Genomic DNA, 26,593 nt, shown 5'->3' on the forward strand with positions numbered 1-26,593 from the left:
GCACTTGGCCAAGAGAGGGCTGACAGCCCTTACTCTTTACCGTGCAGCTCGCGCTGGGCCTTGACCGCAGCCGCCTTGACAGCGGTGCCTTCATTGCCCCAGGAGGCGCGCAGGGTGTTGACCAGCTCGGCGAGCCGCTCATCATCCATGGTCCAGCCATAGCCCGGCATGTGGTAACCCAGATGGCCGTGGGTGACCGGTGTTTCGGCGCCGTGCAGCAACACGTTGATCAGGCTCGACGGATCGCTCGCCAGCACGGTGCGGTTGTTCACCAGCGAGGGGATGACGTGGTCATTGCCCTGGCCGTTGACCCCGTGACAGGTGGAGCAGTACATGGCGTAGTCCGCCTTGCCGCTGGCACTGGCGTAGGCGCGGGCCCCTTTCTCCGCCACCGGTTCATCTTTCAGATCGGTCAGATAGGTGGCGATGCTGGCCAGATCGGCGTCGCTGAAATACTGGCTGCTGTGAGTGATCACTTCCCCCATGGGGCCCGCGACCGCTTCATGCTGGCTGCGGCCGGTTTTCAGCAGATCGATCAGCGCCTGCTTGCTGTAACGGCTGCCGCGAATGTCGGGGGCATACCAGCCATCCAGCGCCGCCCCGCTCAGGTAGACAGGGTCCGCCTCGGTCAGCGCTTTCTCCTGCATGCCAAGCCCGCGCGGAGTGTGGCAGCTGCCGCAGTGGCCGGCACCCTGCACCAGATAGGCGCCGCGGTTCCACTCCTCGCTCTTGCCTGCGACCGGGGTGAAGCGGCTGTCATCGTGGTAGATCCAGTTCCAGCCCATCAGCGGCCAGCGCATGTTGAGGGGCCAGGGGATGTCGCTCTCCTTGTTGGCGATGGCCAGCGGCTGTACCTCCTTCATCAGGTAGTGATAGAGATCTTCGAGATCCTTATCGCTCATCTTGGCGTAGGCGGTGTAGGGCATGGCCGGATAGAGGCGATGGCCATCGCGGGCCACCCCTTCGCGCATCACCTTGATGAACTCCGGCAGGCTGTAGTTGCCGATACCGTGGGTCTTGTCGGGGGTGATGTTGGTGGCAAATACGGTGCCGATGGGGGTCGGGAACCCTTTGCCGCCCGCCAGCGGCTTGCTGGTTTCGCTGGTGTGACAGGCGGCGCAATCGCCGAGCTTGGCCACGTATTCCCCCGCCGACATGGCGTGGGCGGCAAGGGCAGGCAGGGCCAGCAGCAGGGCGCTGGCGGTCAGTGACAGGGCGCGGCTCATTGGGCACCTCCCTTGCTCATGGCAACCAGCTCGTTGACGGCGCGCCACGCTTCGTCGATGGCGGCGTGGGCGTAGGGGCTCCAGCCTGCATCCGAGTTGGCGATGGTGATGTTGCCGATCGGCTGGCGACCCAGTTCAATCCATTTTTCGCACTGTGTTTCGTCATCAAACAGGGTGTTGGTGACATAGGAGTAGCCGTGAGACCAGCGGTTGACCGTGATGGCGAGGATATCCTGCTCATGGTTAAAACCGGCGCTGCCGAGCATCCCTTGCAGCTGTTCGCGGATCATCTGCTCATGCTGTTCGAACGGCATGCCGAGGATCATGGCGCGCCCCTTTCGGGACTGTTCGCGGGCCGACAGACCGCTGCCCGGCAGGGTCGGCACATAGACCATGTGCAGGCACATCGGCTGATCCGGGCTCTTGGGATGCTCGTAGCCACCCATGCTGACTGGATAGTCGAGCTTGACCCGGCTGTAGGGGGCTGCGGGGGAGTAGACCTCGTGCACCCCCAGCTTGACGAAGGCTTGCCAGTTCTTGATCACCACCTTGGTGTAGACCAGCGGCGCCTTGGCATTCTGGCGCAGCGCCTCCTTCTGGGGCTCCGGCATCTCGGGCACCATGTAGGGGATCATCATGTTGTAGCCCGCCATGATCGACTGCTTGGTCCGCACCCGATGCAGTTTCCCCTCCTTGATGTAGGTGACATCCACAGCCAGCTTGCCGTCGGCGAGGCGCACGTTTTTGGCCTGCAATGCCGTGCTGCCAAGGCGCAGTTGCACCTTGTGCTCAGGCAGGTCGAGTTTGCTGTAGTCAAACTTGGCCAGCACCACATCCTGCATGGTGTGACCCGGCGCCACTTGCGGAATGAGCTTGCGCACCATCAGGCGGGTGAGACCGGCGTTGCCATCGGGGAAGTGGAAGATGTAGGGATCGTCCAGCTCCGCCTGCTCCTCGGCATCCAGCGGCGTCAGATTGAGGCCGTCGAACCCCGGCAAGGCGCAGAGGCGCGCATCGGCGCAGGCGGTGGCGTCGATGCCGACCGCCTGGAAGTCGTTGGTGCGCTGCTGGAAGTAAGTGATCGCCCGCTCGCTGAGGCCCACTTTATCGCGCAGGAAGGTGGTGTAGCTGTTGCGGGTCACCCACTCGTCCTGCTGCTCGCGGGTCATGCCGCTCAGGTAGTCGATCTTCGCTTCGTGCAGGGCCAACAGGGCGGCCTTGTCAGCATCATCGAGGGGGAAGTCACCGATAAACTCTGCCAGCGGACGACCGTTCAGGCGATCGCGCGGGATATCGTCCGCCACGTTGTGGCCCGGATCCCCGTTCACTATCTTGTTGATGCCAAAGTGCTTCTCGTCGAAATAGACGCCGCGGCTCAGCCCCAGATCCGGATAGAAGGTCTGCTGGAAACCGGCGGCCAGCTCGTCGATGTTGACCTCCAGCGCCTTGAGCAGACCGAGCGCAACCGGGCTGTAGACCGAACGCGGTGATTGCAGGGATTCACTGCCGCCGTAACCCAGACGCAGGCCATCGGGGGTGGTGAACTCGTTGCGCTTGGCGTGGCCGCCGAAGTCATCGTGGTTGTCGAGTAGCAGGATCTTCTTATCCGCGCCGAGCAGTTGCTGATAGAAGCAGGCGGCGGCCAGACCGCTGATCCCGGCGCCGACGATCACCAGATCGTACTCCCCCTCAAGGGGAATATTGGCGAAGTCATACTGCTTGCCGTCACGGGCGATGCTGTGGGCCGGTTCGAAGGAGCCCGGGTGGTTGCCGCGCAGCCCGGTGAGGGCGGGCGGGTAGGCTAGGGTTTTATCCGCCAGCGTGCTGCCGCCTTCGGCAGCCTTGAGCAGATTGATGGGGGCGACGCCTGCCGCAATGGTGATGGCAACGCCGTTGAGAAAATCTCTGCGTGTAATACTCATGGCAATACCTGCTGTATGAAAAATGGAAAAGTACAGAGTGGGGTAGCTGGCCAGCAGCAAGAGGACGCAACCTACCGCCATATTTTTATGGCGTCTATATGGGTTGATAATAACTTATTAAACAGATTGATCAAACGAGTATGGAGTGACATATCTGTTTGGGTTCGAATTGTTAAAAAACAATCCAGCTAAAAAATATCGTGCTGTGTTCTGTTCGTCGCGTTTAATTACGTAAATGATGATGAGTTCAAATTGTCGCAGATCATCAAAGTCGACAGGTGTTTATTATTCATGCTGGAGGATTAATTTTTCGTCATATATACCCATATGCTATGTAAGGTTAGTTGGCGAGATAATGCTCCCTGTCCAATTATAAATTGAGAAGAGAGTGTCATTGATTAATTATGGGAAAAGGCGCCATTAATAGTGATACGGATGCAAAATTAACATTTTTCACATGCTGAGGCCAAGTTTGGCACAATCTTAAGATTAATTTTCCATGTTGTTTACATGTTCCGGTTCTGATCACAATGTTGCCCGTTTTTACAACTTTAGCCTTGCGACCATAAGGACACTGCATGAGACCTTTTGAATTAAAGAGGGGCTTGGGTGCTTTGCTGTTGATCGCATCGGCCAGCTTGCTGACCGGCTGCGACATGGCCTTGATGAATCCCAAAGGGCAGATTGGTCTGGAACAGAAATCACTGATATTAACCGCCTTGGGGCTGATGTTAATTGTGGTGATCCCTGTGATTATTATGGCGGTGGTCTTTGCTCGTAAATACCGGGCATCAAATACCAATGCCAAATATACTCCGGATTGGTCTCACTCCAATAAAATTGAGGCGGTTGTCTGGACCGTACCAGTTATTATCATCGTCATTCTGGCAACCATTACCTGGAAAACTTCCCACGAACTGGATCCCTACAAGCCGCTGGAGTCCACGGTGAAGCCGATCCAGATTGATGTTATTTCCCTCGACTGGAAATGGCTGTTTGTCTACCCAGAATTAGGGATTGCCTCGGTCAATGAATTAGCATTCCCGGTCAATACCCCCGTCAATTTCCGGGTGACTTCAGACACTGTCATGAACTCCTTCTTCATTCCCAAGCTGGGCGGGCAAATTTATGCCATGGCAGGTATGCAGACCAAGTTGCATCTCATTGCCAATGAAGCAGGCGCGTATGACGGTATCTCCAGCAGTTATAGCGGAGCCGGTTTCTCGGGCATGAAGTTCAAGGCGATTGCTACGCAGGATCAGGCCGGTTTTGATACCTGGGTTGCCAAAGTCAAGGCCTCTCCCAAGATGCTGACCACCATGGATGAGTTCAATGCGCTGGCCAAGAAGAGCGAAAACCACCCAGTAGAGTATTTCTCAAGTGCCGATCCGGCCCTTTTCGTCAAGCTGATCAACAAGTTTATGGGTGACATGGGGCATGGCGAGCACAAGGGGATGACCCATAAAGCCCCCTCAGAGCATGGCGCCGCCATGAATCACGATGACATGGCACATATGCAGATGGACCATGCCGCTATGGCGCATGACGGGCAGAAGGAGCATGCCGGACATATGAACGCGCCGTTGGATAACAAGGCTGTGCAAGCAGGATCCGAGGAATAACCGATGTTTGGAAAATTAACACTCGATGCCATTCCGTTCCATGAACCCATCATCATGGTGACGGTAGCCGGTATCATTTTGGGGGGGCTGGCCGTTGCCGGCCTGATCACCTATTTCGGCAAGTGGCAATATCTGTGGAAAGAGTGGCTTACCTCGGTCGACCACAAGCGTCTTGGGGTCATGTATCTGATCCTGGGTATGGTCATGATGCTGCGCGGCTTCGCCGACGCTGTGATGATGCGTACCCAGCAGGTGATGGCTTCGGCTGGTGGTGACGGCATTTTACCGCCGCATCACTACGACCAGATCTTCACCGCCCACGGGGTCATCATGATCTTCTTCGTTGCCATGCCACTGGTGATCGGTCTGATGAATATCGTCGTGCCGCTGCAGATCGGTGCCCGTGATGTGGCTTTTCCCTTCCTCAACAACATCAGCTTCTGGTTCACCGCCGCTGCCGTGGTATTGATCAACATCTCCCTCGGGGTCGGTGAATTCGCCCAGACCGGCTGGCTGGCCTATCCGCCCCTCTCTGGGCTGGAGTACAGCCCGGGGGTCGGGGTTGATTACTGGATCTGGAGTCTGCAGATATCGGGTCTGGGCACCTTGCTGACTGGCGTCAACTTCTTCGCCACCATCATCAAGATGCGCGCTCCTGGCATGACCATGATGCGTCTGCCGGTGTTCACCTGGACGGCTTTGTGCTCCAACGTGCTGATCATCGCCTCCTTCCCGATCCTGACCGTTACCATCGCCCTGCTCACCGCAGACCGCTATCTGGGTACCCATTTCTTTACCAATGACATGGGTGGCAACATGATGATGTACATCAACCTGATCTGGGCCTGGGGCCACCCCGAGGTTTATATCCTGGTGTTGCCGGTATTCGGGATCTTCTCCGAAGTAGTGGCCACCTTCAGCAAGAAGCGGTTGTTCGGCTACACCTCGCTGGTATGGGCGACCATTGCCATTACCGTGCTCTCCTTCATTGTCTGGTTGCACCACTTCTTCACCATGGGCTCGGGCGCAAACGTGAATGCCTTCTTCGGCATTACCACCATGATCATCTCCATCCCGACCGGGGTGAAGATCTTCAACTGGTTGTTCACCATGTACCGTGGTCGCATCGAGTTCACCTCACCCATGCTGTGGACCGTCGGTTTCATCATCACCTTCACCATAGGTGGCATGACAGGGGTACTGCTCTCGGTGCCGGCGGCCAACTTCGTGTTGCACAACAGCCTGTTCCTCATCGCTCACTTCCATAACGTCATCATTGGTGCCGTGGTATTTGGCTGCTTTGCCGGTATCACCTACTGGTTCCCCAAGGCGTTCGGCTTCACCCTGAACGAAACCTGGGGCAAGCGTGCTTTCTGGTGCTGGATTATCGGCTTCTTTGTTGCCTTCATGCCGCTTTACGTACTGGGTTTCATGGGGATGACCCGTCGCATCAGTCAACAGCTGGATCCGGCCTTCCACCCCTGGCTGGTGGTGGCCGCCGTCGGCGCAGCCCTGATCGCCATCGGTGTGCTGTGCCAGGTGATCCAGCTGATCGTCAGTATTCGTGACCGTGAGCAAAACCGCGATCTGACTGGCGACCCCTGGGGTGGCCGTACCCTGGAGTGGGCGACCTCTTCACCGCCGCCCTTCTACAACTTCGCCATCGAGCCGAAGATCACCGGTCTGGATGCCTTCTGGGAGGCCAAGCAAAACGGTTCAGCCTATCAGCAGCCCAAGCAGTATGCGCCGATCCACATGCCCAAGAACACCGGGGCAGGGGTGATCATCGCGGGCTTCAGCGCCATCTTTGGCTTTGCCATGATCTGGCATATCTGGTGGATGGCCATCCTTGCCTTTGCCGCCATGATTGGCAGTTGGATCATCCACAGCTTCAACGATGACGTGGACTACTACGTCCAGGTTGACGAGATCACGCGCATCGAAGATCAGCATTTTGCCAACATCAACAAGGGGGCTTAGTGCTATGACCACTGGCGTTTCATATCACATTCACGTCTACGGTGCCCGGAGGGTATGGGCACCCGAAGGTCAGCATTTTGCCAACATTAACAAGGGGGCGTGACGCTATGGCGACCGACGTTCTACATCACACTCACGAGAGTGCCCATGACCATGGGCACCATGATGCCGGTGCCAACAAGGTGTTTGGTTTCTGGATCTACCTGATGAGTGACTGCATTCTGTTTGCATGTCTGTTTGCAACCTATGCGGTCCTGGTCAACTGCACTGCCGGCGGTCCGAGCGGCAAGGATATCTTCGAACTGCCGTTCGTATTTGCCGAAACCATGCTGCTGCTGTTGAGCTCCATCACCTTCGGTTTTGCCATGTTGGCGATGAACAAGAACCGGGTGTCTACCGTCAATGGCTGGTTGCTGGTGACCTTTGTGCTGGGTGCCGGTTTTATCGCGATGGAGATCTACGAGTTCCATCACCTGATCGCAGAAGGTTACGGCCCGGATCGCAGCGCCTTCCTCTCCGCCTTCTTCACCCTGGTCGGTACCCACGGTATCCACGTCACCAGCGGCCTTATCTGGATCATCGTGATGATGGTGCTGGTGGCCAAGAAGGGGCTGACCGATCGCAACCGCTCCCGCCTGATGTGCCTGAGCCTGTTCTGGCACTTCCTCGACGTGGTGTGGATCTGCGTCTTTACCGTGGTCTATCTGATGGGGGCAATGTAAATGAGTCATTCCGTTGATAATCACGGCGCCAGCCACGGCAGCGCCAAGAGCTACCTGATCGGCTTCGTGCTGTCACTGATCCTGACTGCCGTACCGTTCTGGATGGTGATAGACGGCTCCGCCTCCCACACCACCGTGCTGGCCACCGTGGTTGGCATGGCGGTGGTGCAGATCTTTGTCCATCTGGTCTACTTCCTGCACATGAACACCTCGTCCGAGGAGCGCTGGAACCTGGTGGCACTGGTCTTTACCGTGCTCATCATTGCCATCGTGGTCGTGGGTTCCCTGTGGATCATGTACAACCTCAACATCAACATGATGGTCCACTGAGCAGGCTGGCAATGATGAAGCAATACCTGCAAGTGACCAAGCCGGGCATCATCTTCGGCAACCTCATCTCGGTGATCGGGGGATTTCTGCTGGCTTCAAAAGGAAGCCTGGACCTGCCCCTGTTCATGCTGACCATGGTGGGTGTTTCGCTGGTGGTGGCCTCCGGTTGCGTGTTCAACAACTACATCGACCGGGATATCGACTGCATCATGGAGCGCACCAAGAACCGTGCTCTGGTGAAGGGGCTGATCGCCCCCGGCGTATCGCTCTGGTACGCCACCGCGCTTGGCATGGCGGGCATTGCACTGCTCTATTGGGCGGCCAATCCGTTGGCTGCTCTGCTGGCGGTGCTGGGCTTCATTGTCTATGTGGGGGTCTACAGCCTCTACATGAAGCGTCACTCGGTCTACGGCACCCTGGTGGGCAGCCTCTCCGGCGCCGCGCCGCCGGTCATCGGCTACTGTGCGGTGAGCGGTCAGTTCGACTCGGGGGCCTTGATCCTGCTGGCGATCTTCAGCCTGTGGCAGATGCCGCACTCCTATGCGATCGCCATTTTCCGCTTCAAGGATTATCAGGCGGCCAACATTCCGGTGTTGCCGGTGGTGAAGGGAATTTCGGTGGCCAAGCACCACATCACCCTCTACATCCTGGCCTTTATGGTGCCGACCCTGATGCTGTTCCTCGGCGGTTACGCCGGCTACAAGTATCTGGTGGTGGCCACTGCGGTGAGTGTCTGGTGGCTGGGGATGGCGCTGTCGGGTTACAAACAACTGGTTGATGATGCTCTCTGGGCGCGCAAGCTGTTTATGTTTTCCATCGTCACCATTACCTGTCTGAGTGTCATGATGTCGGTAGACTTCCAGCCAGAGGCCGAGCCTGTGGCGCTGGTGAGCATGTTGCTCCGATAGTGTGCGTTGCTTCCGATTGCATGAGATCCAGAGCCGGGAACCTCCCCGGCTCTGTTATTATGGGGCCGCCCATCGGGTACTTTTCCCCTCTGTCGGGTGTGGCATGGCGCGTGTCGGCCACCCCTTGAGTCTTCCTTTTCCCTGACCTATCGAGGCCATCATGAATGATTTCACCATGACGAGGGGCGAGCGCCGTGCCACCTGGGCGCTCGGCTCCGTCTTCTCGTTGCGCATGCTCGGCATGTTTATGGTGCTGCCGGTGCTGACCACCTACGGCATGTCGCTGGCGGGGGCCTCCGAGGCGCTCATCGGCCTGGCCATCGGCATCTACGGCATGACCCAGGCGCTGTTCCAGATCCCGTTCGGTCTGCTCTCCGACAAGGTGGGCCGCAAGCCCCTCATCGTCGGCGGCCTGCTGATGTTTGCCCTCGGCAGCGTGATCGCGGCGCTGACCCACTCCATCTGGGGCGTCATCGCCGGCCGCGCCCTGCAGGGCAGCGGCGCCATCTCGGCCGCCGTGATGGCGCTCTTGTCGGATCTCACCCGCGAGCAGAACCGCACCAAGGCGATGGCCTTCATCGGGGTGAGCTTTGGCATCACCTTCGCCATCGCCATGGTGACCGGCCCCCTCATCACTCATGCGCTGGGACTCTCCGGCCTGTTCTGGCTCATCGCCCTGCTGGCGCTGGGGGGCATTGCCGTCACCCTCTGGCTGGTGCCGACACCGACAACTCATCTGCTCAATCGCGAGTCCGGCATGGTCAGGGGCGGGATGCGCACTGTGCTGACCAATCCGCGCCTGCTCAAACTCAATCTCGGCATTTTGTGCGTGCATACCCTGTTGATGTCGAGCTTCGTGGCGTTGCCGCCGCTGCTGGAGCAAGCGGGTCTGCCTCGGGACAGCCAGTGGCAGGCTTATCTGGTCACCATGCTGATTGCCTTCGTCAGCGTTGTACCCTTCATCATCTATGCCGAGACGCGCAGAAAGATGAAGTTGGTGTTCCAGATCTGCGTGCTGGTGATGCTCAGCGCCGAAGTGGTGCTGTGGCAGGCTGGCCTGCAGCTGTGGGGCCTGCTCGCCGGCCTGCAGCTCTTCTTCATCGGCTTCAACGTGATGGAGGCGTTGCTGCCATCCCTGATCAGCAAGGAGTCGCCACCGGGTTACAAGGGTACGGCCATGGGGATCTACTCCACCAGCCAGTTTATCGGAGTGGCTATCGGTGGCAGCCTGGGGGGCCTGCTCTACAGTCTGGGTGGTGGCGCCCTGGTGTTTGGCGGCTGCTCTGCGCTGGCCCTTGTCTGGCTCGGGGTCTGCCTCACCATGCAGGAGCCCCCCTATGTGAGCAGTCTGCGCATCCTGTTACCGGAAGGGGTGGAGGCGAGTCCTGCACTGGAGCAGAAACTCCGAGCCTGCGACGGGGTGAACGATGTACTGCTGGCACGGAAGGAACGTTCGCTCTATGTGAAGGTGGACAGCAAGCGGGTCAGTCGCCAGGATCTGGAGCTGCTGGTGATCGACGCCGGACACTGATCGCGCTAAGCTCGGTTCGGATCTGCAACTACTTGTTTTTGAAAACAGTCTGGAGGCGCAATGAACTGGTATATCTCGGTCCTCAAGCAATATGCGGTATTTAGCGGACGGGCCCGTCGCACCGAATACTGGATGTTCGTGCTGTGCAACGTCATCGTCATGTTGCTGCTCGGCATGGTGGACAAGCTGATCGGCGGCGATAAGGAGCTGGTAAGCTCGATCTATTCGCTGGCTGTGCTGCTGCCATCTCTGGCGGTGGCGGCCCGTCGTCTGCACGATACCGACCGCAGCGCTTGGTGGCTGCTGCTCGGGCTTATCCCCATTATCGGCACCCTGGTGCTTATCTACTTTATGGTTTGCAATGGCCAGCAGGGGCCAAACCGCTTCGGTGACGATCCCAAAGCGGCCCCCTCACAGGGCTTTATCGTCAGCTAATGGGCGAGGCTTGGCCAATCATCGGTCAATAAAAGAGAGGGAGGCATCGCGCCTCCCTCTCTTTTTCGTGTTGATGGCCGATCAACGCTCGATCAGCGGGGCGGAGCGGTAGCTCCACATGCCGTAGGTGCGCAGGGCGTCGCGGTAGATGCCGAGCAGCTCACTCTCGCTCGGGGTGGCCAGCTCCTCGAGGGGCTTGTCGGGGTAGCTGACGCTCGCCACCTTGATGTTGGCCGGGCCAATCTGGTCGCAGGCGATTTCCAGCACCGTCTGGCCGCGGCGTACATGGCTGGCGGAGCTTACCAGCACCGCATAGTCAATCTGGTGGCGGGCGAGGGCATAGGCGCTGTAGAGGGCGTTATCCACCGTGCTGGTGGCGTAGTTCTCTTCAATCAGGCGGCTGCGGTCGATGCCGTGGTTGGCCAGCCAGTCAGCCATCAGCTTGCCCTCGGTCTGGCGGTTCTGGGGCACGCCGCCGGTCAGGATGATCAGCGCTTCCGGGTCGGCTTTGGCCAGCTCAAGGGTGGTTTGCAGACGGCCCAGCAGGATCTTGTCCATGCTGCCGTCGGGATTGAGGGCGTAGCCCAGGGTGACGATGGCGCGTTTGCCCTCCCTGCTGGCCTTGACCTGATCCTCGGTCAGTTCGGTCTGCAGCGGGGCGGCGGTGATCCGCTGCACCCGGGCGATGATCTCCTCCAGATCGGCGGCGCGGCCACTGTTGCGATCCGCCACTTTCGCCAGATAGCTGCGGGAGGCATCCTTGTTGCCCTTCACCAGCTGCCAGATGGCGAGATAACTGTTGATGTCGAGATCATCGGGAGCGACGGCCTGCGCCTGCTCCAGCAAGGTGATGGCGCGGCTCAGGTTGCCGTTGTAGATCTGGGCGTTGGCCGCCGAGATGAGCAGGTCGGTGCGGTAGGGTTCCAGCTGGTAGGCGGCCAACAGCCGCTCGGTCACCAGCTCCATATTGCTCGGCATCTTGGCGGTAAAACCGGCGTGGGAGATCTTGGCTGGCGACTTGTAGATCTGCAGCGCTTCGCCGAGCAACATGTCCACCGCCTGGCGTTTGCTGACCAGAGTATTGAGGTCGTGCTCCATTTGCATCGAGCTCTCGGCCGCTTGCAGGGCGAGGGGCGAGAGCGCCAGCAGGCCGCCGAGGGTGAGGGCAAGAAGGGTCTGTTTCATCAAAAGGTCCTCTGTCGGGCTGAATCGCGTCGTGGGCTCCGGTTTGCGGGCCGATGGGATAAGGCAAATGTGCGTCAATTCAGTCTGTTAGTGCCAAAGAGAGGGCAATATACCAGTTAACGGTGCGGCAAACTGTGAGTCGGGGCGGGTCGTCGGGTGATGCCACACCAGTGGCCGCAAAAGTGGCCGTAACGGGTCAGCTGCCATCTGAAAAGGACAGGGGGAGCGTGACTCCCCCTGCTGGGAGGGGCGCGGGCCCCTTCCTCTATCGCGATTCAAGAGAGATGGGGTGTCAATCCATCTGTTGGCGAGTGTTCGCGGTCAGTTCCACATCGGGGATATGCGGGCTTCCAGCGTCTCTTGCTGCTCTTCGGGCATATCGCTGAAGAAGTTGAGCCGGGTTTGCTCCTCCACCTCACGTACCGAGACCCGGTAGTCGGCGATCTGGCTGATGGGCACCTCTTCCTGCGGCATGATAAAGGCGATGGCCTGCAGTCTGGCCGGGTCCATCACGATCTTGTAGTAGGCGCTCGGGATCGCCACACCCTGACCGATGGACTCTTCAGAGCCGGTAAAGATGGGGCCGGTGATCACCTGCACATCCTTGCGGGAGACCGCCCACTTGTTCACCTTGTCCTCCAGCACGCGCCACGCCTTCTGGTTGAGCACCCCGATCTGCGGTGTCATGTTGCTCAGCAGGAAGCTCTCTTTCATGGTGTTCTTGTTCGATTTCATGTCCCCCGCCGGGGCCTGATGGCCACGGTCGTAGCCCGAGCCCTTGTAGTCGGAGAGGGTGGCGCGGTAGGCGACCGGGATCTCCCTGTCCTCGGCGAAGGCATCCTTGCGGGGCACTGTGCCCTGTGCGCTCTGGGCGGTCATTCGGTAGGAGACCCAGTCCGCCACCTTGTAGTCGTAGTTGTAGCCGACGGCATACCCTTCACGGCAGAGCTTCTGATCCGATTCGGAGGGGAGGCCAAAGCGCACGTGCTGGCCGCATTCCCAGTGGGCGGCCAGCAAGGGGGTGGCAGTGAGGGTGAGGGTAACAGCCAGAACCAATTTATTGATTTTTATCATTTTTGTGATGCTCCAGTTTAGTAGGCGGAGCCATTTGACATGAGATCTGACCAGCGCTTCAATTGCTGTTTTTTTACACGTCACCGTTCTGTGACGGCTCGCCAAGATCCGTGATGTGACTGGTTAATATGTTTTAAATCAGTGGCTTGGTCGGTGGGATGATGTGCGATTGCTCGGCAGGCAACGAAAAGGGGCCCGTGAAGGGCCCCTTGTGATAGGTGGAGTCTGACGGCTATCAGGCGGCGTTTTCCTTGTTGCCCAGCGTGCGGGCCAGCAGACCTTCCGGATTGTGAATCGCCTCCTTGGTCTTCACATCGATGACTTCGATATCGGTGAAGCGTTCACGGTATTTGATGGCCACATCGTGGGCGAAGATGACGTAGCGGGCGTTGGCGACATCCTTGGCGGTGATGCGGTTGATGATGCCGTTGGCGCCCTGGGTCTCGACCTTGATCTTGATCCCCTGCTTGGCGGCGGCTTTCTGCAGGCTCTTGGCGGCCAGGAAGGTGTGGGCCACGCCAGACGGGCAGGCAGTGATGGCCAGTACGTCTGCTTCCCCTTCCGCTTCAATGACTTCGAAGCTGGTTTGGGTGGTGGTTACATCATCTTCTTCGCTCACCGGCTTCTTCAGCAGGTTGACGATGATGGCGGTGGTCAGGGCGCCGAGGATGGTACCCAGGATGTAGCCCATCTTGCCTTCAACAACCGGCAGGACAATCCAGCCACCCCAGGGGGCGTGGTTGATGCTGTGCATCATGAAGCCGGTGATGTTGCCGACGATACCGCCTGCGACGATGGCTGGGATGACACGCATGGGGTCCGCGGCGGCAAACGGGATTGCACCTTCGCTGATACCGATCATGCCCATGATGGCGGCCGCTTTGCCGGATTCACGCTCCTCTTTCTTGTAACGCTTCGGAGACATCAGGGTAGCCAGTGCCATACCGAGCGGCGGCACACAGATGGCGATGCCGACGCCGCCCATCAGCCAGGGCTGGGTGTTGACCTGAGTCTGGGCAAACAGGGTAGCAACCTTGTTGACCGGGCCGCCCATATCGAAGGCGGTCATACCACCCAGAATGGCACCCAGCATCACTTTACCTGAGCCCGCCATGCTGGAGAGCCAGTGGTTCATCCCTTCCATCATGGCGGCGATCGGGGCACCGATCCCCCACATCACGATGCCGCACACCAGAAAGGTACCGATCAACGGATAGATGAAGATGGAACCGAGGGAGGTCATGGAGTCAGGCAGCTTGATCCGTTTGAGCTGATTGACCACGAAACCGGCGATAAAGCCCACCAGAATGGCGCCGAGGAAACCGGTTTGATAGTGCTGAACGGCAATCCAGGAGCCGATCATGCCCGGGGCCAGGCCCGGCTTGTCAGCCAGCGAGTAGGCGATATAGCCACCCAGCACGGCGGTAAACAGGGTCAGACCGGCGATCCCCATGGTTGCCATGTCTTTGAGGAAGCCCGCTTCCGGCACGGCGCCCTTGCCGCTCATCATCACCGACAGTGACAGCAGCACACCGCCCGCCACGATGAAAGGGATCATGTGGGAAGTACCAAACAGCAGGTGCTGCTTCATGGTATTGAGGCGATCCTTGAAGGTGCGCTCTTCGGGTTCAGCCGGTGCAGTGGTAGCCGGTTTGGCGGCTGGGGCCGGTTTTTGCACTTTCGGGCCTTGCTTGAGCAGGGTCAGCGCTTGCTCGACGGTGGTGGCGGCTTTCATCTGCTCGATAAAGCCCGGTTCCAGCAGACGGGTGGAGAGCTCGGCCAGCACTTCGATGTGGTGGTTGGCGCCGCCATCCGGGGAGGCGATCATGAAGATCAGTTGAGTTGGCTTGCCATCTTCGGCGCCGTACTCGATACCCTGACGGCTGACACCGATGGCAATGGCCGGACGACTGACCGCCTTGCTCTTGGCATGGGGCAGGGCGACACCCTGCTCGAAGCCGGTGCAGTCCAGCTGCTCGCGGGCCCAGATATCCTTGACGAATTGCTGTTGATCAGACACGGCGCCATCGCGCGCCAGCATCTGTGCCATCTCGTCGAACAGAGCCTCCTTGCTGGTGGCCTTCAACTCCAGGCAGATGAGTCTGCCGTTGGTCATGGTGGGTAACATCTCACTCTCCTTCCCTGTAAGGGCTAAGTCATGCGTTGCGAATTGGGCTCATTATTGCCCTCAAGGGTAGGGTTGGACAGGCGATGAATGTAGCAATAACTGGATTTTTGTTGCATGGTTTTGCTGGTGTGATCCAGCTCGCAAAGTGTTGATCTTTAACTCAGTAGTGGTTTTTGTTTAATTAATGGCAGGATGTGACAGCGGTCAAGATATGACAGAAAAACCCTTGTAATGGGATTTACAGCCATTTTTTGCGGTTTATTGCCCGATTTAAGGCATATTTGAGAAAAACGGCTTAATGGCTGAACCTGGGCTTCCCACTGGAAAATAAAATGGCCCAGCGCTGATTGGATTTTATCAATCCATCTGGCGTGGGCCGTCGGGTATCACAAAGTGACATTTTCGGATTGCGTGCTGAATGTCACTTCAATGCTATCGATCGTTACTTTTGTGGCGGGGTATCGCCCATCACGAAGTGGAGGTTGCCCCCCGGTACAAACTCCTTGTGCTCGAAGAAGAGACCATCCTTGAGCGGTTTGCCATTGATGGTGACCGACTGGACATAGCGGTTCTTGGCGCTGTTGTTATCGGCGATGATGGTGAAGGTTCCCCCCTTGACCGGGATGGTCGCTTTGGCAAATAGCGGGCGGCCAATAGTGTAAACGGGGTCTGCCGCATTCACCTGATAGAAGCCAAGTGCTGACATCACATACCAGGCAGACATGGAGCCCACATCCTCGTTGCCTATGATGCCTGCCGGGGTGTTCGAGTACATGGTGTCGAGGATGTAGTCGACCGTCTCCTGAGTTTTCCAGGGCTCCGATGTCCAGTTGTAGAGGTAGGGGATATGGTGGGAGGGTTCATTGCCGAAGGCCACCTGACCCATCATCCCGGTCATGTCAGCGGTCTCCGACCCCTGACTCTCGGCGGCAAAGGTGGCGTCCAGATTCTGCTTGAAGGCCTCTTCTCCGCCCATCGCGGTTTTCAGACCCTTGATGTCATGGGGCACAAACCAGGTCCACTGCCAGGCGTTGCCCTCTGTATAGTTGCCGGTCTCATGTTCGGTGCCATAGGGATCAAACGGCGTCATGAAGGCGCCATCGATCATCACCGGACGCATGAAACCGGTCACCCCGTACTGGGCGTATTCGGCCGCATTGTGGTCGAAGTAGCGCTGATAGCCGTTAGAACGGGCCAGATAGCGCGCTTCGGCCGCCGGGTTGCCGGCCGCCTTGGCGATCCGGGCGATGGCCCAGTCATAGAAGGCGTTCTCCAGACCGTAGGAGACCGACTCGAGGGTGTAGTCAGCGAAGACGGGCTGACCGTCGATCCGCTGCACTGCCGGGGCGAAGCCGTTTTTCTCGATGTAATCGATGTGGTTGGTCAGGGTCTTGTCCAGCACCGCCTTGTCCCACTCGGTCGCCAGCATGGGGTAGTTGGTATAGGTGGAGGAGTCGATGGCGGCCGTGAGCGCCAGATTTTTCTCCTGCGCGGTGAAGGCATCGGGGTATTTGGTGATGGCGTCGGCAATCACCACTACAGCCGGATAGCCCACCATGGTGCCTGTCTCATCCCCCAGATGCTCCCACTTGGGCAGCAGGCCGCTCTCCAGATACTTCTGGATCAGGTTCTTGGCATACTGCACGGCGCGGGTGGGTTCGGTGATGGTTTTGAGCGGGTGCAGCGCTCGCTGGGTGTCCCACAGTGAGTAGACCGAGAAGTTGGGCTGATCTTCGCTTGCTTGGCCATAGTGGATGGAGTAGCTGCCTTCCCCCTTGGCCTGCGCCCCTTTGCCCATGCCGCGGTAGTTGCCATCCACATCCTGATGGACGATGGGGGCGATCTTGGTGTGGTAGAGGGCGGTGTAGAAGATCTCGTTTTGCTCCTTGCTGCCCCCCTCGATGGTGAAATTGAGGGCGTTGGCCCACTTCTCGCGGGCGTTGGCGCGGGCCTCGTCAAACGAAACATCCCCTTCGGCCTGGTAGTTGTTCCATGCGCCGGTGGCATCGACCGCCGATAGGGCAACTTTGGCGTTCAGTTGGGCTGAGCCGCCCTCTTCAAATTCGACGTAAGCGGTGACATCCGCTTTGGATTTGGCCTTATGCTCGGCGCTCAAGCCCTCTACCGGCACACCACCAGCGAGGATGTAGACCCCTTTGATCTTCTTGTCGAAGGTCGCATGGAAGAAGATCTTCTGGTTTTTCGCCCAGCCGGAGAAGTGAGTCGCATCTCGCTCGCCGGTGATGGTGTAGCCATCTTCGCTGACGGTGAGTTTGTTGCGCAGCGAACTCGATCCCCAGTCGCTGTTGAGGATCGAGTTCAAATCGATCTTCAGCCGTTGGGGTTGCCCCTGCGGATAGGTGTAGCGGTGAAAGCCCACCCGCTCGGAGGCGGTCAGCTCGGCCTTGATGCCATTTTCGGCGATGCGCACCGCATAGTAGCCAGGCTCGGCCTGCTCGGATTTTTTGTCCATTTTGACCGAGATGGCTTTGCGGTAATCATCGCTTTGCTCGATGTATTTGGATTTATCTTCGGTAAAGGGCAGGAACAGAATATCCCCCAGCCCCCCCATGCCGGTGCCTGAGAGGTGGGTGTGGGAAAATCCGAACAGGGTATCTTTGTCAAAGTGATAGCCGGAGGAGGAGTGCCAGCCTATCAACTCGGTATCCGGCGAGAGTTGCACCATGCCCTCCGGTACCACAGGGCCGGGAAAGGTGTGACCGTTAAAGCCAGTGCCAACGAATGGGTTCACATATTGCAACACATTGGTTGGCGTTGGCTTTTGATCGTCGTTATTGTCGCTGCTGTTATCTGAATCGCAGCCGGATAACATGGCTACTGTGCTGGTCAGGGCAATGGCCAGAATATTTTTCTTGAACATATTGAGCGGCTCCATCGGGTAGAGGGTGAGCAGTCATGATCTATTTTTATGAGACCGGAGCGATCCCTGAGCAATATTGGTGCTCGATGGCATTGATCCCGGCGAGCACTATTATTCCCATGCCATCTGTTTCATCGACAGAGTAAAAAAGTGTCATTCACTAGATTTTTGTGGCAAGGCAGTCTGTTTGTGATCTGCGCATCATCTGATGCAACATCTCATATTTTTTGAGGTGCTTGGTGAGTCGACAAAAAAAGAGGCCCAAAGGAAGCTTTGGGCCTGAACATATATTGATAGTGCATGATGGTTATTTATTATCTGAGCGGATCGGTTTTTGCGCCGTCATGATAAATTTCAGTTCACCACCGGCACGAATATCGCTGTGATTGAACGTCAGGTTTTCCCCCAATGGTTTGCCATTGATGGTGACGGATTCCACATAGATATTTTGGGTGCCATTGTTTTCGGCGATCACGGTGAATTTTCCGCCATCGATATCCATGATCACCTTGTCAAACAGTGGCCGACCTATGGTGTAGACCGGGAGCCCCGGCGTGACCTGATAGAAGCCCAGCGCACTCATGATGTACCAGGCGGACATTTGCCCCACATCCTCATTGCCAATCAGCCCTGTGGTGGTCGGGTGGAAGAAGCTGCGCACCGCCTGATCCACATACTCCTGGGTTTTCCACGGCTCCTTGGTCCAGTTATAGAGGTAGGGAACATGGTGATCCGGTTCGTTCCCCATCACGAACTGCCCGATATAGCCGGTCATATCCCCTTGCGAGGTATCAGCGTTGGAGTTGGCGGTGAAGAGGGCATCCAGATTCTTCCGGAATCCCTCCTCGCCCCCCATCACCTCTTTGAGCCCCTCGATATCGTGGGGAACAAACCAGCTCCACTGCCAGGTGTTGCCTTCGGTAAAGTCCTGCCCCCTGTGCTCGGCCCGATAGGGCCAGAAGATGTCATAACGGCTGCTGTCGTTGGTGTCACAGTTTTGTGGTGGTGTAACGGGATTGCCGTTTTTATCGATGGCGCAGGAGGGGTAATTGTTGACCCAGCTGCCATCGTAATTTTTGGGGCGCATAAAGCCGGTCGCGCCATATTTGCCATATTGCGCCGGGTTGTAGTCAAAATAGGCGCGCCAGGTAGTCGCCCGGGCCAGATAGCGGTTCTCGGCGGATTTGTCGCCAGCCAGTCGGGCCAGCTGGGCGATGCACCAGTCATAGTAGGCATTCTCGACACCGTACGAGACGGACTCGTTGACCAGTTCATCGTACTTGTCCTGCGCCATGCCGCCCTCTTCCGGCTTGAGTTTGACGTTGGCGGGGACATAGCCGTGCTGCTCGGCATACTGGCCGTGACGGGTCATCACGGTGAAGCGCTTGTCGCCGTTCCAGGGATCCTGATAGGGCACCCAGCTTTTGGTCAGCGCGAGGTCAAAGTTGGCGGAGACATTGGCCGCCTGCAGCGCCAGCTTTATCTCTTCCTGTGTGAATGCATCCGGGTATTTGACGATGACGTCGGCGATGATGGAGACCGCCGGGTAGCCGACCATCTCGCCGGTATAGTCGGAGTGCAGCTCCCATTTGGGCATGATGCCGCCGGTTTTATATTTGTTGAGCAGATCGTGCACATAGTCGATGGATCGCTCTTTTTCGATGATGGTCTTCAATGGGTGGGCGGCGCGGAAGGTGTCCCACATGGAGTAGACCGAATAGTTGGTAAAGCCCGGCTTGGCCTGATGCACCTTGCCATCCATTCCGCGATATTGACCATCCACATCCTGATAGACGAAGGGGGCGATGTAGGTGCGATAGAGCGAGGTATAAAACATCGTCTTGTCGGCATCGCTGCCACCCTCCAGGGTGAACTTATTGAGCACTTTCGCCCATGCCTGCTTGTTCTCCTGCACCACCTGATCGAAGCGGTAGCCATGTTCATCGGCGCGCAGGTTGGCCATGGCCCCCTCAATGCCGGTGCCCGAGATGGCCATCTTCATGGTGATGGGCCGTTCCCCTTTGGCAAAGTTGAGTTGGGTCACCACATCCCGTACCCGGGGTCTGGTTTCGCCATACCCGATGTAATCGGCCAACCCCACCTCGGCGTCGTTGCTCAATTTGCCATCGACATAGAGGATCTGATCCACAAACGGCTCGGAAAACTCGGCGTAGAAAAAGACCGTCTGCCACTGCCCCCACTCGTTGCTGGTTCTGGCTCCGGCAATGGCGTTGTCGCTCACCCGCTTGAAGTAAATATTGCGGGAGTGGTTGCCATACTGCTCCAGCAGCTCGTGCTGCAGATCAATCTGGACTTTGCGATCTTCACCCGCCGGATAGCTGTAACGGTGGAAGGCGACCCGCTGGGTGGCAGTGAGTTCGGCCTTGATGCCGGTCTCCACCAGATCCGCTTTGTAATAGCCTACTTCCGACTGTTCGCTCGTCTTGTTGATGGTGACCGGGTCGGTATTGCTGCCGATGAAGGGCAAGAAGGCGAAATCATTGAGATCCCCCTTGCCTGCCCCCGAGATATGGGTGCTGCTGAAGCCGGAAAGCTTGGCCAGATGGTGGTGATAGTCGGAAGGGGATCCCTTGCCATTCCAGTTGGCCGGATTCCAGTTGTCCGGGCCCGGCTGGATCATCCCTTCCGGCATGACCGGGGCCGGATTGACATTGCCCAGCCCATCGGTGCCGATCAGCGGATCGACATATTGCAGCACCTGCAGGGCATTATCGGGGCGGCCATTGTCAGTAGTCTCATCATTTGTGTTGCAGCCATAGAGGCCAAGCAGGGCTGTCACCATGATGGCCAGCTTGTGGGGTTTGAACATTGTTGTTCCTCAAATTCCGGAGATGAAAAAGCGGCAAGCCGGGTGGCTTGCCGCTTGTAGAGTTACGGGGTCGGTTGCTGGTTGGTCATCACAAAACGCAGCTCACCACCGGGACGGATCTCGCTGTGGGCGAAGGTGTTGTACTGGTTGAGTGGCTTGCCATTGATGGTGACCTCTTTGACATAGAGGTTGTCCGGGCTGTTGTTCTGCGCTACCACGTTGAACTGACCGTCGGGCAGGTTGATGGTGACCTTGTCAAAGATGGGACGACCGATGGTGTAGGTCGGGTCGCCCGGGGAGATTTGATAGAAGCCCATGGCACTCATGATGTACCAGGCCGACATCTGGCCGACGTCTTCATTGCCGATCAGGCCATCCGGGGTGGTTTTGTAGAACTCCTTATAGACCCGGTCGAGGTACTCCTGCGCTTTCCAGGGCTGGGCGGTGCGATTGTAGAGATAGATGACGTGGTGTGAGGGCTCGTTGCCATGAATGTACTGCCCGATGTAACCGGTCATGTCCTGATGTGCTTCGCCCCCGTTGGGGTCGGCGTTGAACAGGTTGTCGAGCTTGTCGTTCAGTCCCTGCTGGCCACCCATGATCTCGGTCAGCTTGTCGAGATCCTGCATGAAGGACCACTGCCACTGCCAGGCATTGCCCTCGGTGTAGTAGAAGGCATCCGACTTGTAGGGATCGAAATCGGCCGCCGCGTATTTCAGGGCGCACGGGTCACCGTTTTTCAGCTCGGTCGGTACGAAGAAGCCTTTGCCATCGGCATTGCCAGCCTGGGGATCCCAATGTTTGAGCGAATTGTAGGATCGTGCCTTGAACTCCTGATAGGTAGTCATGTCGCCCGCGGCTTTCGCCATCTCGGCGATGGTCCAGTCGTAGAAAGAGAACTCCAGCGAGTAGGAGACCGAGTTCCAGTTGGGATAACGGACGCACTGCTCTTTCTCGTGATAGCTGAGCTGACCGGCCATCAGCGAGCTCAGGATGTCGTCATGGATCTGCGGGTAATCGGCAGGCCGGTAGTGGGCCGATTTGACCGAGGCTTCCAGTGCCTCTTGCGCATCGATCAGCCCCTTGGTCACCGCATCGGCAAGGATGGCCGCCGAGGGGTAGCCAATCATGGTGCCGGTTTCCGAGCCGTGGCCTTCCCATTTGGGCAGCAGGCCGAACTCCACGTTGGATTTGCGGATCAGATCCTTGGCGTAGAGAGTCGCCTGTGGCGGGTCCATGATGGTCCACATGGGGTGAACGGCGCGGAAGGTATCCCAGGTCGAGTAGATGGAGTAGTTGGGGGTATCGCCAGGTTGCAGGGTGCGCAGGGTGCCTTGCATATCAAGATACTTGCCATCCACATCGTAGAGCTCGATAGGGGCGATCATCATGTGGTAGAGAGCGGTGTAGAAATTGGTCTTCTCGGTCTCCGTCCCCCCTTCGGTTTTGAGTGTTGCCAGCTTTTCGGCCCACGCGTATTCTGCGTCTGACTTCACCTTGGCAAAATCAAAGGTGGGGGCTTCCGCCTCCAGATTCTTCTGTGCTCCTTGCCAGCTCACCGCCGAGATACCGACCCGGATCTCGAGCGGTTGGTCACCCTGGCCAAAATTGAGGTAGGCGGTCAGGTCATCCCCTTGATAGACGCTGTTGGGGCGCATCTCCCGGGTGGGCATCTTGTCCTGCTCGCCCAGCATGGCCCTGGCCACAGGTTGGTTGAATTTGGCGTAGAAGAAGATGTTCTGGCCCTGATGGTTCTGTCCCTGGAACCAGCCAGTGGAGGTTTTGCGGCCACGCAGGGTGTACTCATCCACCACTTCGATTTTGTTTTTCAGCGATTGGCCGTTGTTGTTCAGTAGGGTATGACCCAGATCGAATTTCACATTCCGATCCGCTCCTTTGGCGAAGGTGTAACGGTGCAAACCGACCCGTTTGGTGGTGGTCAGTTCAACCTCAATCTCCCCCTTGTTCAGTCTGGTTTTGTAATAACCGGCGCTGGCGTGCTCATTGGTTTTGTCAAAGGCGTTTATCTGGGCGTCGGCCATCTCGGCGTAGGGCAGTACCAGAATGTCGCCCAGATCGGTGGCGCCGGTGCCGGAGAGATGGGTATGGGAGAAGCCGTAGAGCGGAACATCGGTTGCGACGATCTCGCCCGTGAGATAATTGGAAGAGTCCCAGTAGCCGGAGGCTGAGTGCCAGGGGTTGAGTCCGCTCTCGTGATCGGTGTTGGAGCCAATAAAGGTATCCGGCGAGAGCTGCACCATGCCGGCAGGGCGGGTGGCACCGGGGAAAGTGTGGCCTGATGCGGCGGTGCCTATCATGGGGTCAACGTATTTCAGTACCGACAGATCGACAACCGGAGTTACCGGTTTCTCGATAGCGGTAGACTCGCTCTCACTGTTGCAACCGGCGATGCCACCGGTCAGTGCGGCAATCACCGCAAGAGAAAGAAGATTGCACTTGAACATGGTCATTCCATTTTTGAGTGGTGATGGGGGAGGAAGTCCTCCCCCGAACAGGTGATTAACGGGAACCGGCAGGCAGGTCGCCTTCGTGCAGGAAGGTGCCGATACCTTGCGCGGGCGGCAGATCTTCCGGCTGGCTGCCCCAATTCTGGTTGGGGCTATCGCCCATCACGAATTCAAGCTTGCCGCCACTGAGGATTTCCTCATGGGTGAGGTAGCTGCGATTGAACTCGCTGCCATTGAGGCGAGCGGACTGGATGTAGATGTTGTCGCGGCTGACATTCTGGGCCGTGACGGTGAACTGTTTGCCCGCATCCACATCGAGCGAGGCGGTTTCGAACATGGGGGTGCCAATCTCGTAGATGCCGGAGGAGGCATTGACCGGGAAGAAGCCCAGCGCCCGGAACACGAACCAGGCAGAGAGGGTGCCAAAGTCATCGTTGCCACAGATGCCGTCAGGGGTGTTCTTGTAGCAGACGTTGGTGGCTGCCACGATGGCGGCCTGTCCCTTCCAGGGCTGTCCTACGTAGTTGTAGAGGTAGGGCACATGGATATCGGGCTCGTTGCCCTGCACATGCTGTCCCACGTTGCCGGTGTTGAATACCGGGAACTGGTTGTCGCCAGCGTTGCGATCCGGATAGGTACTCCAATACTCGTCCAGCCGTTTGGCAAACAGTTCGCCCCGTTTGGCCTGAGGATTCTGGGTCTGGTCGAAGCGGGTCATCAGATCGACCAGGCCATGAATGTCATGTTGAACGCTGAAGGCGTATTGCCAGCCGTTGGACTCGGCGAATGACCAGTTGAACATGTCGGGGCGCCAATCCTTGCCCACTGCCCGGCCGGTTTTCGGGTCTACCCAACCGGCATCAATGAAGTTGCCAGCGTAGTCGCGGGCCTTGAACCACCCCTTGTACTGCTTGCCGCCAAAGTCAAACTGCGCCTGCCAGTTCTTGGATCGATCGGCAAACTCCTGATAGCGGGGGTCACTTTCGCCAAATACTGCCTTGATCGATTGGGCGATCGCCCAGTCATTCATGGAGTACTCCAGCGAGTAGGATGAGGTCCAGGCATCCTTGAAGGGGGAGTGAGATTCCCAGTCATTGCCCGGCGGTGTGTCATGCAACTGGGCAGGTACATAGCCTTGCTGCTCGTACTCCTTGATCCAGGCGACCCCCTGGCTGGTGGCTGCGCGGGCGTCGGTGATCATGGCGGTCACCAGTCGCTCCTTGATCTCCTGACGTTCCGCATCGCTGAAGCCCAGCGCGATCATCCGTCTGTCCAGCGAGCCTTTGGAGAGTACGTCGTGGATCACCGGCGTGGAGTGCATCCCCATCATCATGCCGGTCTCGTTACCCTTGAAGGTCCACTCCGGCAATCTGCCCTTGCGCAGGTTGCCCAGATCGTCCATCCACTCCTCCTCGGCGTAGGAGAGCATGGAGAGCACCACATCGGCGAGGCGATCCGGCTCCAGCAGTGACGAGAGGGGTTGTACTGCGCGGTAGGTGTCCCACAGGGAGAAGGTGTCGTAACGGGTAAAGTCCGCTTTGCCATCCCGGTTGGCATCGGCGGTGCGAACCGACTCCTTGAGGGTATCGATCTGCTCGCCCCACGGTGTGTTGCCATCCGGATAGGCGTTGCGCCCCTGATGCACCTGGCGGTAGCGTCCGTCCAGATCGGAGTGAATGGTCTGGCCCAGATAGGTGTGGTAGAGCGCGGTATAGAAGGTCTGTTTGTACTCCTCATCCCCACTGACCCGGATCTTGCCCAGCTCCTTTTCCCATTTTTGGGTCGCAGCCTGCCGGACATCGTCAAACGACATATTGGCCACTTCGGTCATGTTGAGTGAGGCGCCAGCGTTGCCATCCCGGCCGATCTCGACGTTGGAGAGGGCTACCTTGGCCTCGACGACCAAGCCCGCCGCCGCGGTATCAAATTCCACATAGGCACGCGCGTACTGATATTTGCCACGGGTCTCGTTGCCGATCTCGGTGGTGCCTTCCGGCAGGTCCAGATAGCGGTTCTGGTCTTTGTCAAAGTAGGCGAAGCGGATGTTTTTGATGGGCTGGTCGAACTCCATCACGAAGAACTCTTTCTGGCTGGGGGCCCAGCCGTCAGAGAAGCGATGGCCCTCGATCCGGTTGTGGGTTTTGTCCCATTTCAGATAGGAGTCGGAGGTGTAGTCCCAGTTGACCTTGAAGCCGAGGTTGACCACGATTTCCGATTTTTTATCTTGCGGGAAGGTGTAGCGATGAACCCCCACCCGATCCGAGGCGGTCAGCTCGGCCTTGATCCCGTAATCCTTCAGATTGACCTTGTAGTAGCCCGCCGTTGCCTCTTCATCCTTGTGGCTGTAGCGGGAGGCCTCCAGATTCAGTGAGGCCGACCCCTCGTTCAGCATGAAATTGGAGCGTGAGTTGATCGGCATCACCAGAATATCGTTGAGATCTCCAGCTCCGGCGCCCGAGAGGTGAGTGTGGGAAAACCCGGCGAGGCGGTTGTCGTGGTAGTAATAGCCGGAGATATATTCCCAGCCATTGGCCCCATTATTGGGCGACAGCTGCACCATGCCATGCGGGGTCGTGGCGCCGGGATAGGTGTTGCCTAAATTACCTGTGCCGATGAACGGATTGACGTAACGGGAGACGTTAGTCTCTTTATTGTTATCGACAGCGGTATCCGAGTCATTTTGACAACCGGATATACCAACCAGGCCAGCCAGTACGGCACACGCGAGCAGGGAACGTTTCAGTTTCATATTTGTCGCCACAGGTTAATGAAAGTAGGGTATCGAACGTATAAAAACAGATAATGCAGAACGCCGGGCCAGCCAATGAATATCTGCCGGATGAGATAGCCATCTGCATGTATTACCCCGACTGTCACTGGATATAGAGGGTGACGGGGGGAATATCAGCCAGATAAAATGGATAGTGAAAACGTTCTGGCCATACAGGCGGAAAAATAAATGCGCAGGAAAATAACAGGCACCTATAGCCTGATTTAAAAAATCGCCCCTTACACTTATGAAATAAGTGGCTGAGCTGTGTTACATCTGGAATATATAAATGCTCTTAAATGTTTTTCCTGCTGCCTGTAAATTAACTGTTTCTATTATTTCGTTGATTAATATCCTGGGACAGAGGAAAAAAATGGCATTAACTGGATTTTTATGACGTGTGGGGAAGGGTGTGAGCTGGCTCGCATAACTGCAGGGTGGCGTGACCAGGGAGGCTAAATGATATTAATCATTATAATTCAGCGTGTTATTCTTCGATGTTGAGTTAAATGACCGATTTTGTGAGTCGTACCGGGCTCTACATGGTCAGATGAGCTGAAAAAAAGGGCCCTGCTGGGCCC

16 protein-coding genes are annotated in these 26,593 nt (G+C 57.6%); 7 read left to right on the forward strand and 9 right to left on the reverse strand.

Annotation, left to right across the window (positions count from 1 at the left end; genetic code table 11):
• Window positions 1-29 precede the first annotated feature (29 nt).
• Both I6L44_RS02900 and I6L44_RS02905 read right to left on the reverse strand, forming a co-directional pair.
• A complete protein-coding gene (locus I6L44_RS02900) occupies window positions 30-1,226 on the reverse strand; it encodes a cytochrome c (RefSeq protein WP_216953242.1) in 1,197 nt (398 codons plus the stop codon).
• Complete coding sequence (locus tag I6L44_RS02905) at window positions 1,223-3,148, reverse strand: FAD/NAD(P)-binding protein (protein WP_216953243.1); 1,926 nt, start codon at window positions 3,146-3,148, stop codon at window positions 1,223-1,225. The genes I6L44_RS02900 and I6L44_RS02905 overlap by 4 nt, the downstream gene beginning before the upstream one ends.
• A gap of 578 nt (window positions 3,149-3,726) precedes the next feature.
• Between I6L44_RS02905 and cyoA the strand changes: the two genes are divergently transcribed.
• The 7 genes from cyoA (at window position 3,727) to I6L44_RS02940 (ending at window position 10,676) form a co-directional block, all read left to right on the forward strand.
• Complete coding sequence (gene cyoA / locus I6L44_RS02910) at window positions 3,727-4,770, forward strand: cytochrome o ubiquinol oxidase subunit II (protein ID WP_216953244.1); 1,044 nt, start codon at window positions 3,727-3,729, stop codon at window positions 4,768-4,770.
• Window positions 4,771-4,773: 3 nt separating this feature from the next.
• The gene (gene cyoB, locus I6L44_RS02915; protein ID WP_216953245.1) at window positions 4,774-6,750 is read left to right on the forward strand and encodes a cytochrome o ubiquinol oxidase subunit I; all 1,977 of its coding nucleotides are present in this window, start codon (window positions 4,774-4,776) and stop codon (window positions 6,748-6,750) included.
• Between the two features lie 107 nt (window positions 6,751-6,857).
• Window positions 6,858-7,472, forward strand: a complete 615-nt coding sequence (locus I6L44_RS02920) for a cytochrome o ubiquinol oxidase subunit III (protein ID WP_216953246.1) — start codon at window positions 6,858-6,860, stop codon at window positions 7,470-7,472.
• On the forward strand, window positions 7,473-7,802 hold the full coding sequence (locus I6L44_RS02925; protein WP_216953247.1) for a cytochrome o ubiquinol oxidase subunit IV: 330 nt from the start codon (window positions 7,473-7,475) through the stop codon (window positions 7,800-7,802). It abuts the gene before it with no gap.
• An 11-nt stretch (window positions 7,803-7,813) separates the two neighbouring features.
• Entirely contained in the window at window positions 7,814-8,710 is an 897-nt protein-coding gene (gene cyoE, locus I6L44_RS02930) for a heme o synthase (protein ID WP_216953248.1), read from the forward strand.
• 160 nt (window positions 8,711-8,870) lie between these two features.
• Window positions 8,871-10,241: an MFS transporter gene (locus tag I6L44_RS02935; RefSeq protein WP_216953249.1), complete on the forward strand. Its 1,371-nt coding sequence runs from the start codon at window positions 8,871-8,873 to the stop codon at window positions 10,239-10,241.
• A gap of 60 nt (window positions 10,242-10,301) precedes the next feature.
• Window positions 10,302-10,676, forward strand: coding sequence for a DUF805 domain-containing protein (locus tag I6L44_RS02940; RefSeq protein ID WP_216953250.1), 375 nt, complete (start codon window positions 10,302-10,304; stop codon window positions 10,674-10,676).
• Between the two features lie 81 nt (window positions 10,677-10,757).
• On the opposite strand, the gene I6L44_RS02945 is transcribed toward I6L44_RS02940, so the two are convergent.
• The 7 genes from I6L44_RS02945 to I6L44_RS02975 all read right to left on the reverse strand — a co-directional run bounded on the left by I6L44_RS02945 (window position 10,758) and on the right by I6L44_RS02975 (window position 25,991).
• Window positions 10,758-11,861, reverse strand: a complete 1,104-nt coding sequence (locus tag I6L44_RS02945) for a YdcF family protein (RefSeq protein ID WP_064341888.1) — start codon at window positions 11,859-11,861, stop codon at window positions 10,758-10,760.
• Window positions 11,862-12,182: 321 nt separating this feature from the next.
• On the reverse strand, window positions 12,183-12,935 hold the full coding sequence (locus I6L44_RS02950; protein ID WP_216953251.1) for a DNA/RNA non-specific endonuclease: 753 nt from the start codon (window positions 12,933-12,935) through the stop codon (window positions 12,183-12,185).
• Between the two features lie 235 nt (window positions 12,936-13,170).
• Window positions 13,171-15,063, reverse strand: a complete 1,893-nt coding sequence (locus I6L44_RS02955) for a PTS fructose transporter subunit EIIC (RefSeq protein WP_216953252.1) — start codon at window positions 15,061-15,063, stop codon at window positions 13,171-13,173.
• 442 nt (window positions 15,064-15,505) lie between these two features.
• Window positions 15,506-17,944, reverse strand: coding sequence for a GH92 family glycosyl hydrolase (locus tag I6L44_RS02960; RefSeq protein WP_216953253.1), 2,439 nt, complete (start codon window positions 17,942-17,944; stop codon window positions 15,506-15,508).
• Between the two features lie 307 nt (window positions 17,945-18,251).
• On the reverse strand, window positions 18,252-20,774 hold the full coding sequence (locus I6L44_RS02965) for a GH92 family glycosyl hydrolase (protein WP_216953254.1): 2,523 nt from the start codon (window positions 20,772-20,774) through the stop codon (window positions 18,252-18,254).
• Between the two features lie 62 nt (window positions 20,775-20,836).
• Window positions 20,837-23,239, reverse strand: coding sequence for a GH92 family glycosyl hydrolase (locus I6L44_RS02970; protein WP_216953255.1), 2,403 nt, complete (start codon window positions 23,237-23,239; stop codon window positions 20,837-20,839).
• Window positions 23,240-23,294: 55 nt separating this feature from the next.
• Window positions 23,295-25,991, reverse strand: coding sequence for a GH92 family glycosyl hydrolase (locus I6L44_RS02975; protein ID WP_216953256.1), 2,697 nt, complete (start codon window positions 25,989-25,991; stop codon window positions 23,295-23,297).
• Between the last annotated feature and the right edge of the window lie 602 nt (window positions 25,992-26,593).

The sequence above is a fragment of the Aeromonas sp. FDAARGOS 1414 genome (assembly GCF_019047065.1).
Lineage (GTDB): Bacteria > Pseudomonadota > Gammaproteobacteria > Enterobacterales > Aeromonadaceae > Aeromonas > Aeromonas veronii_A.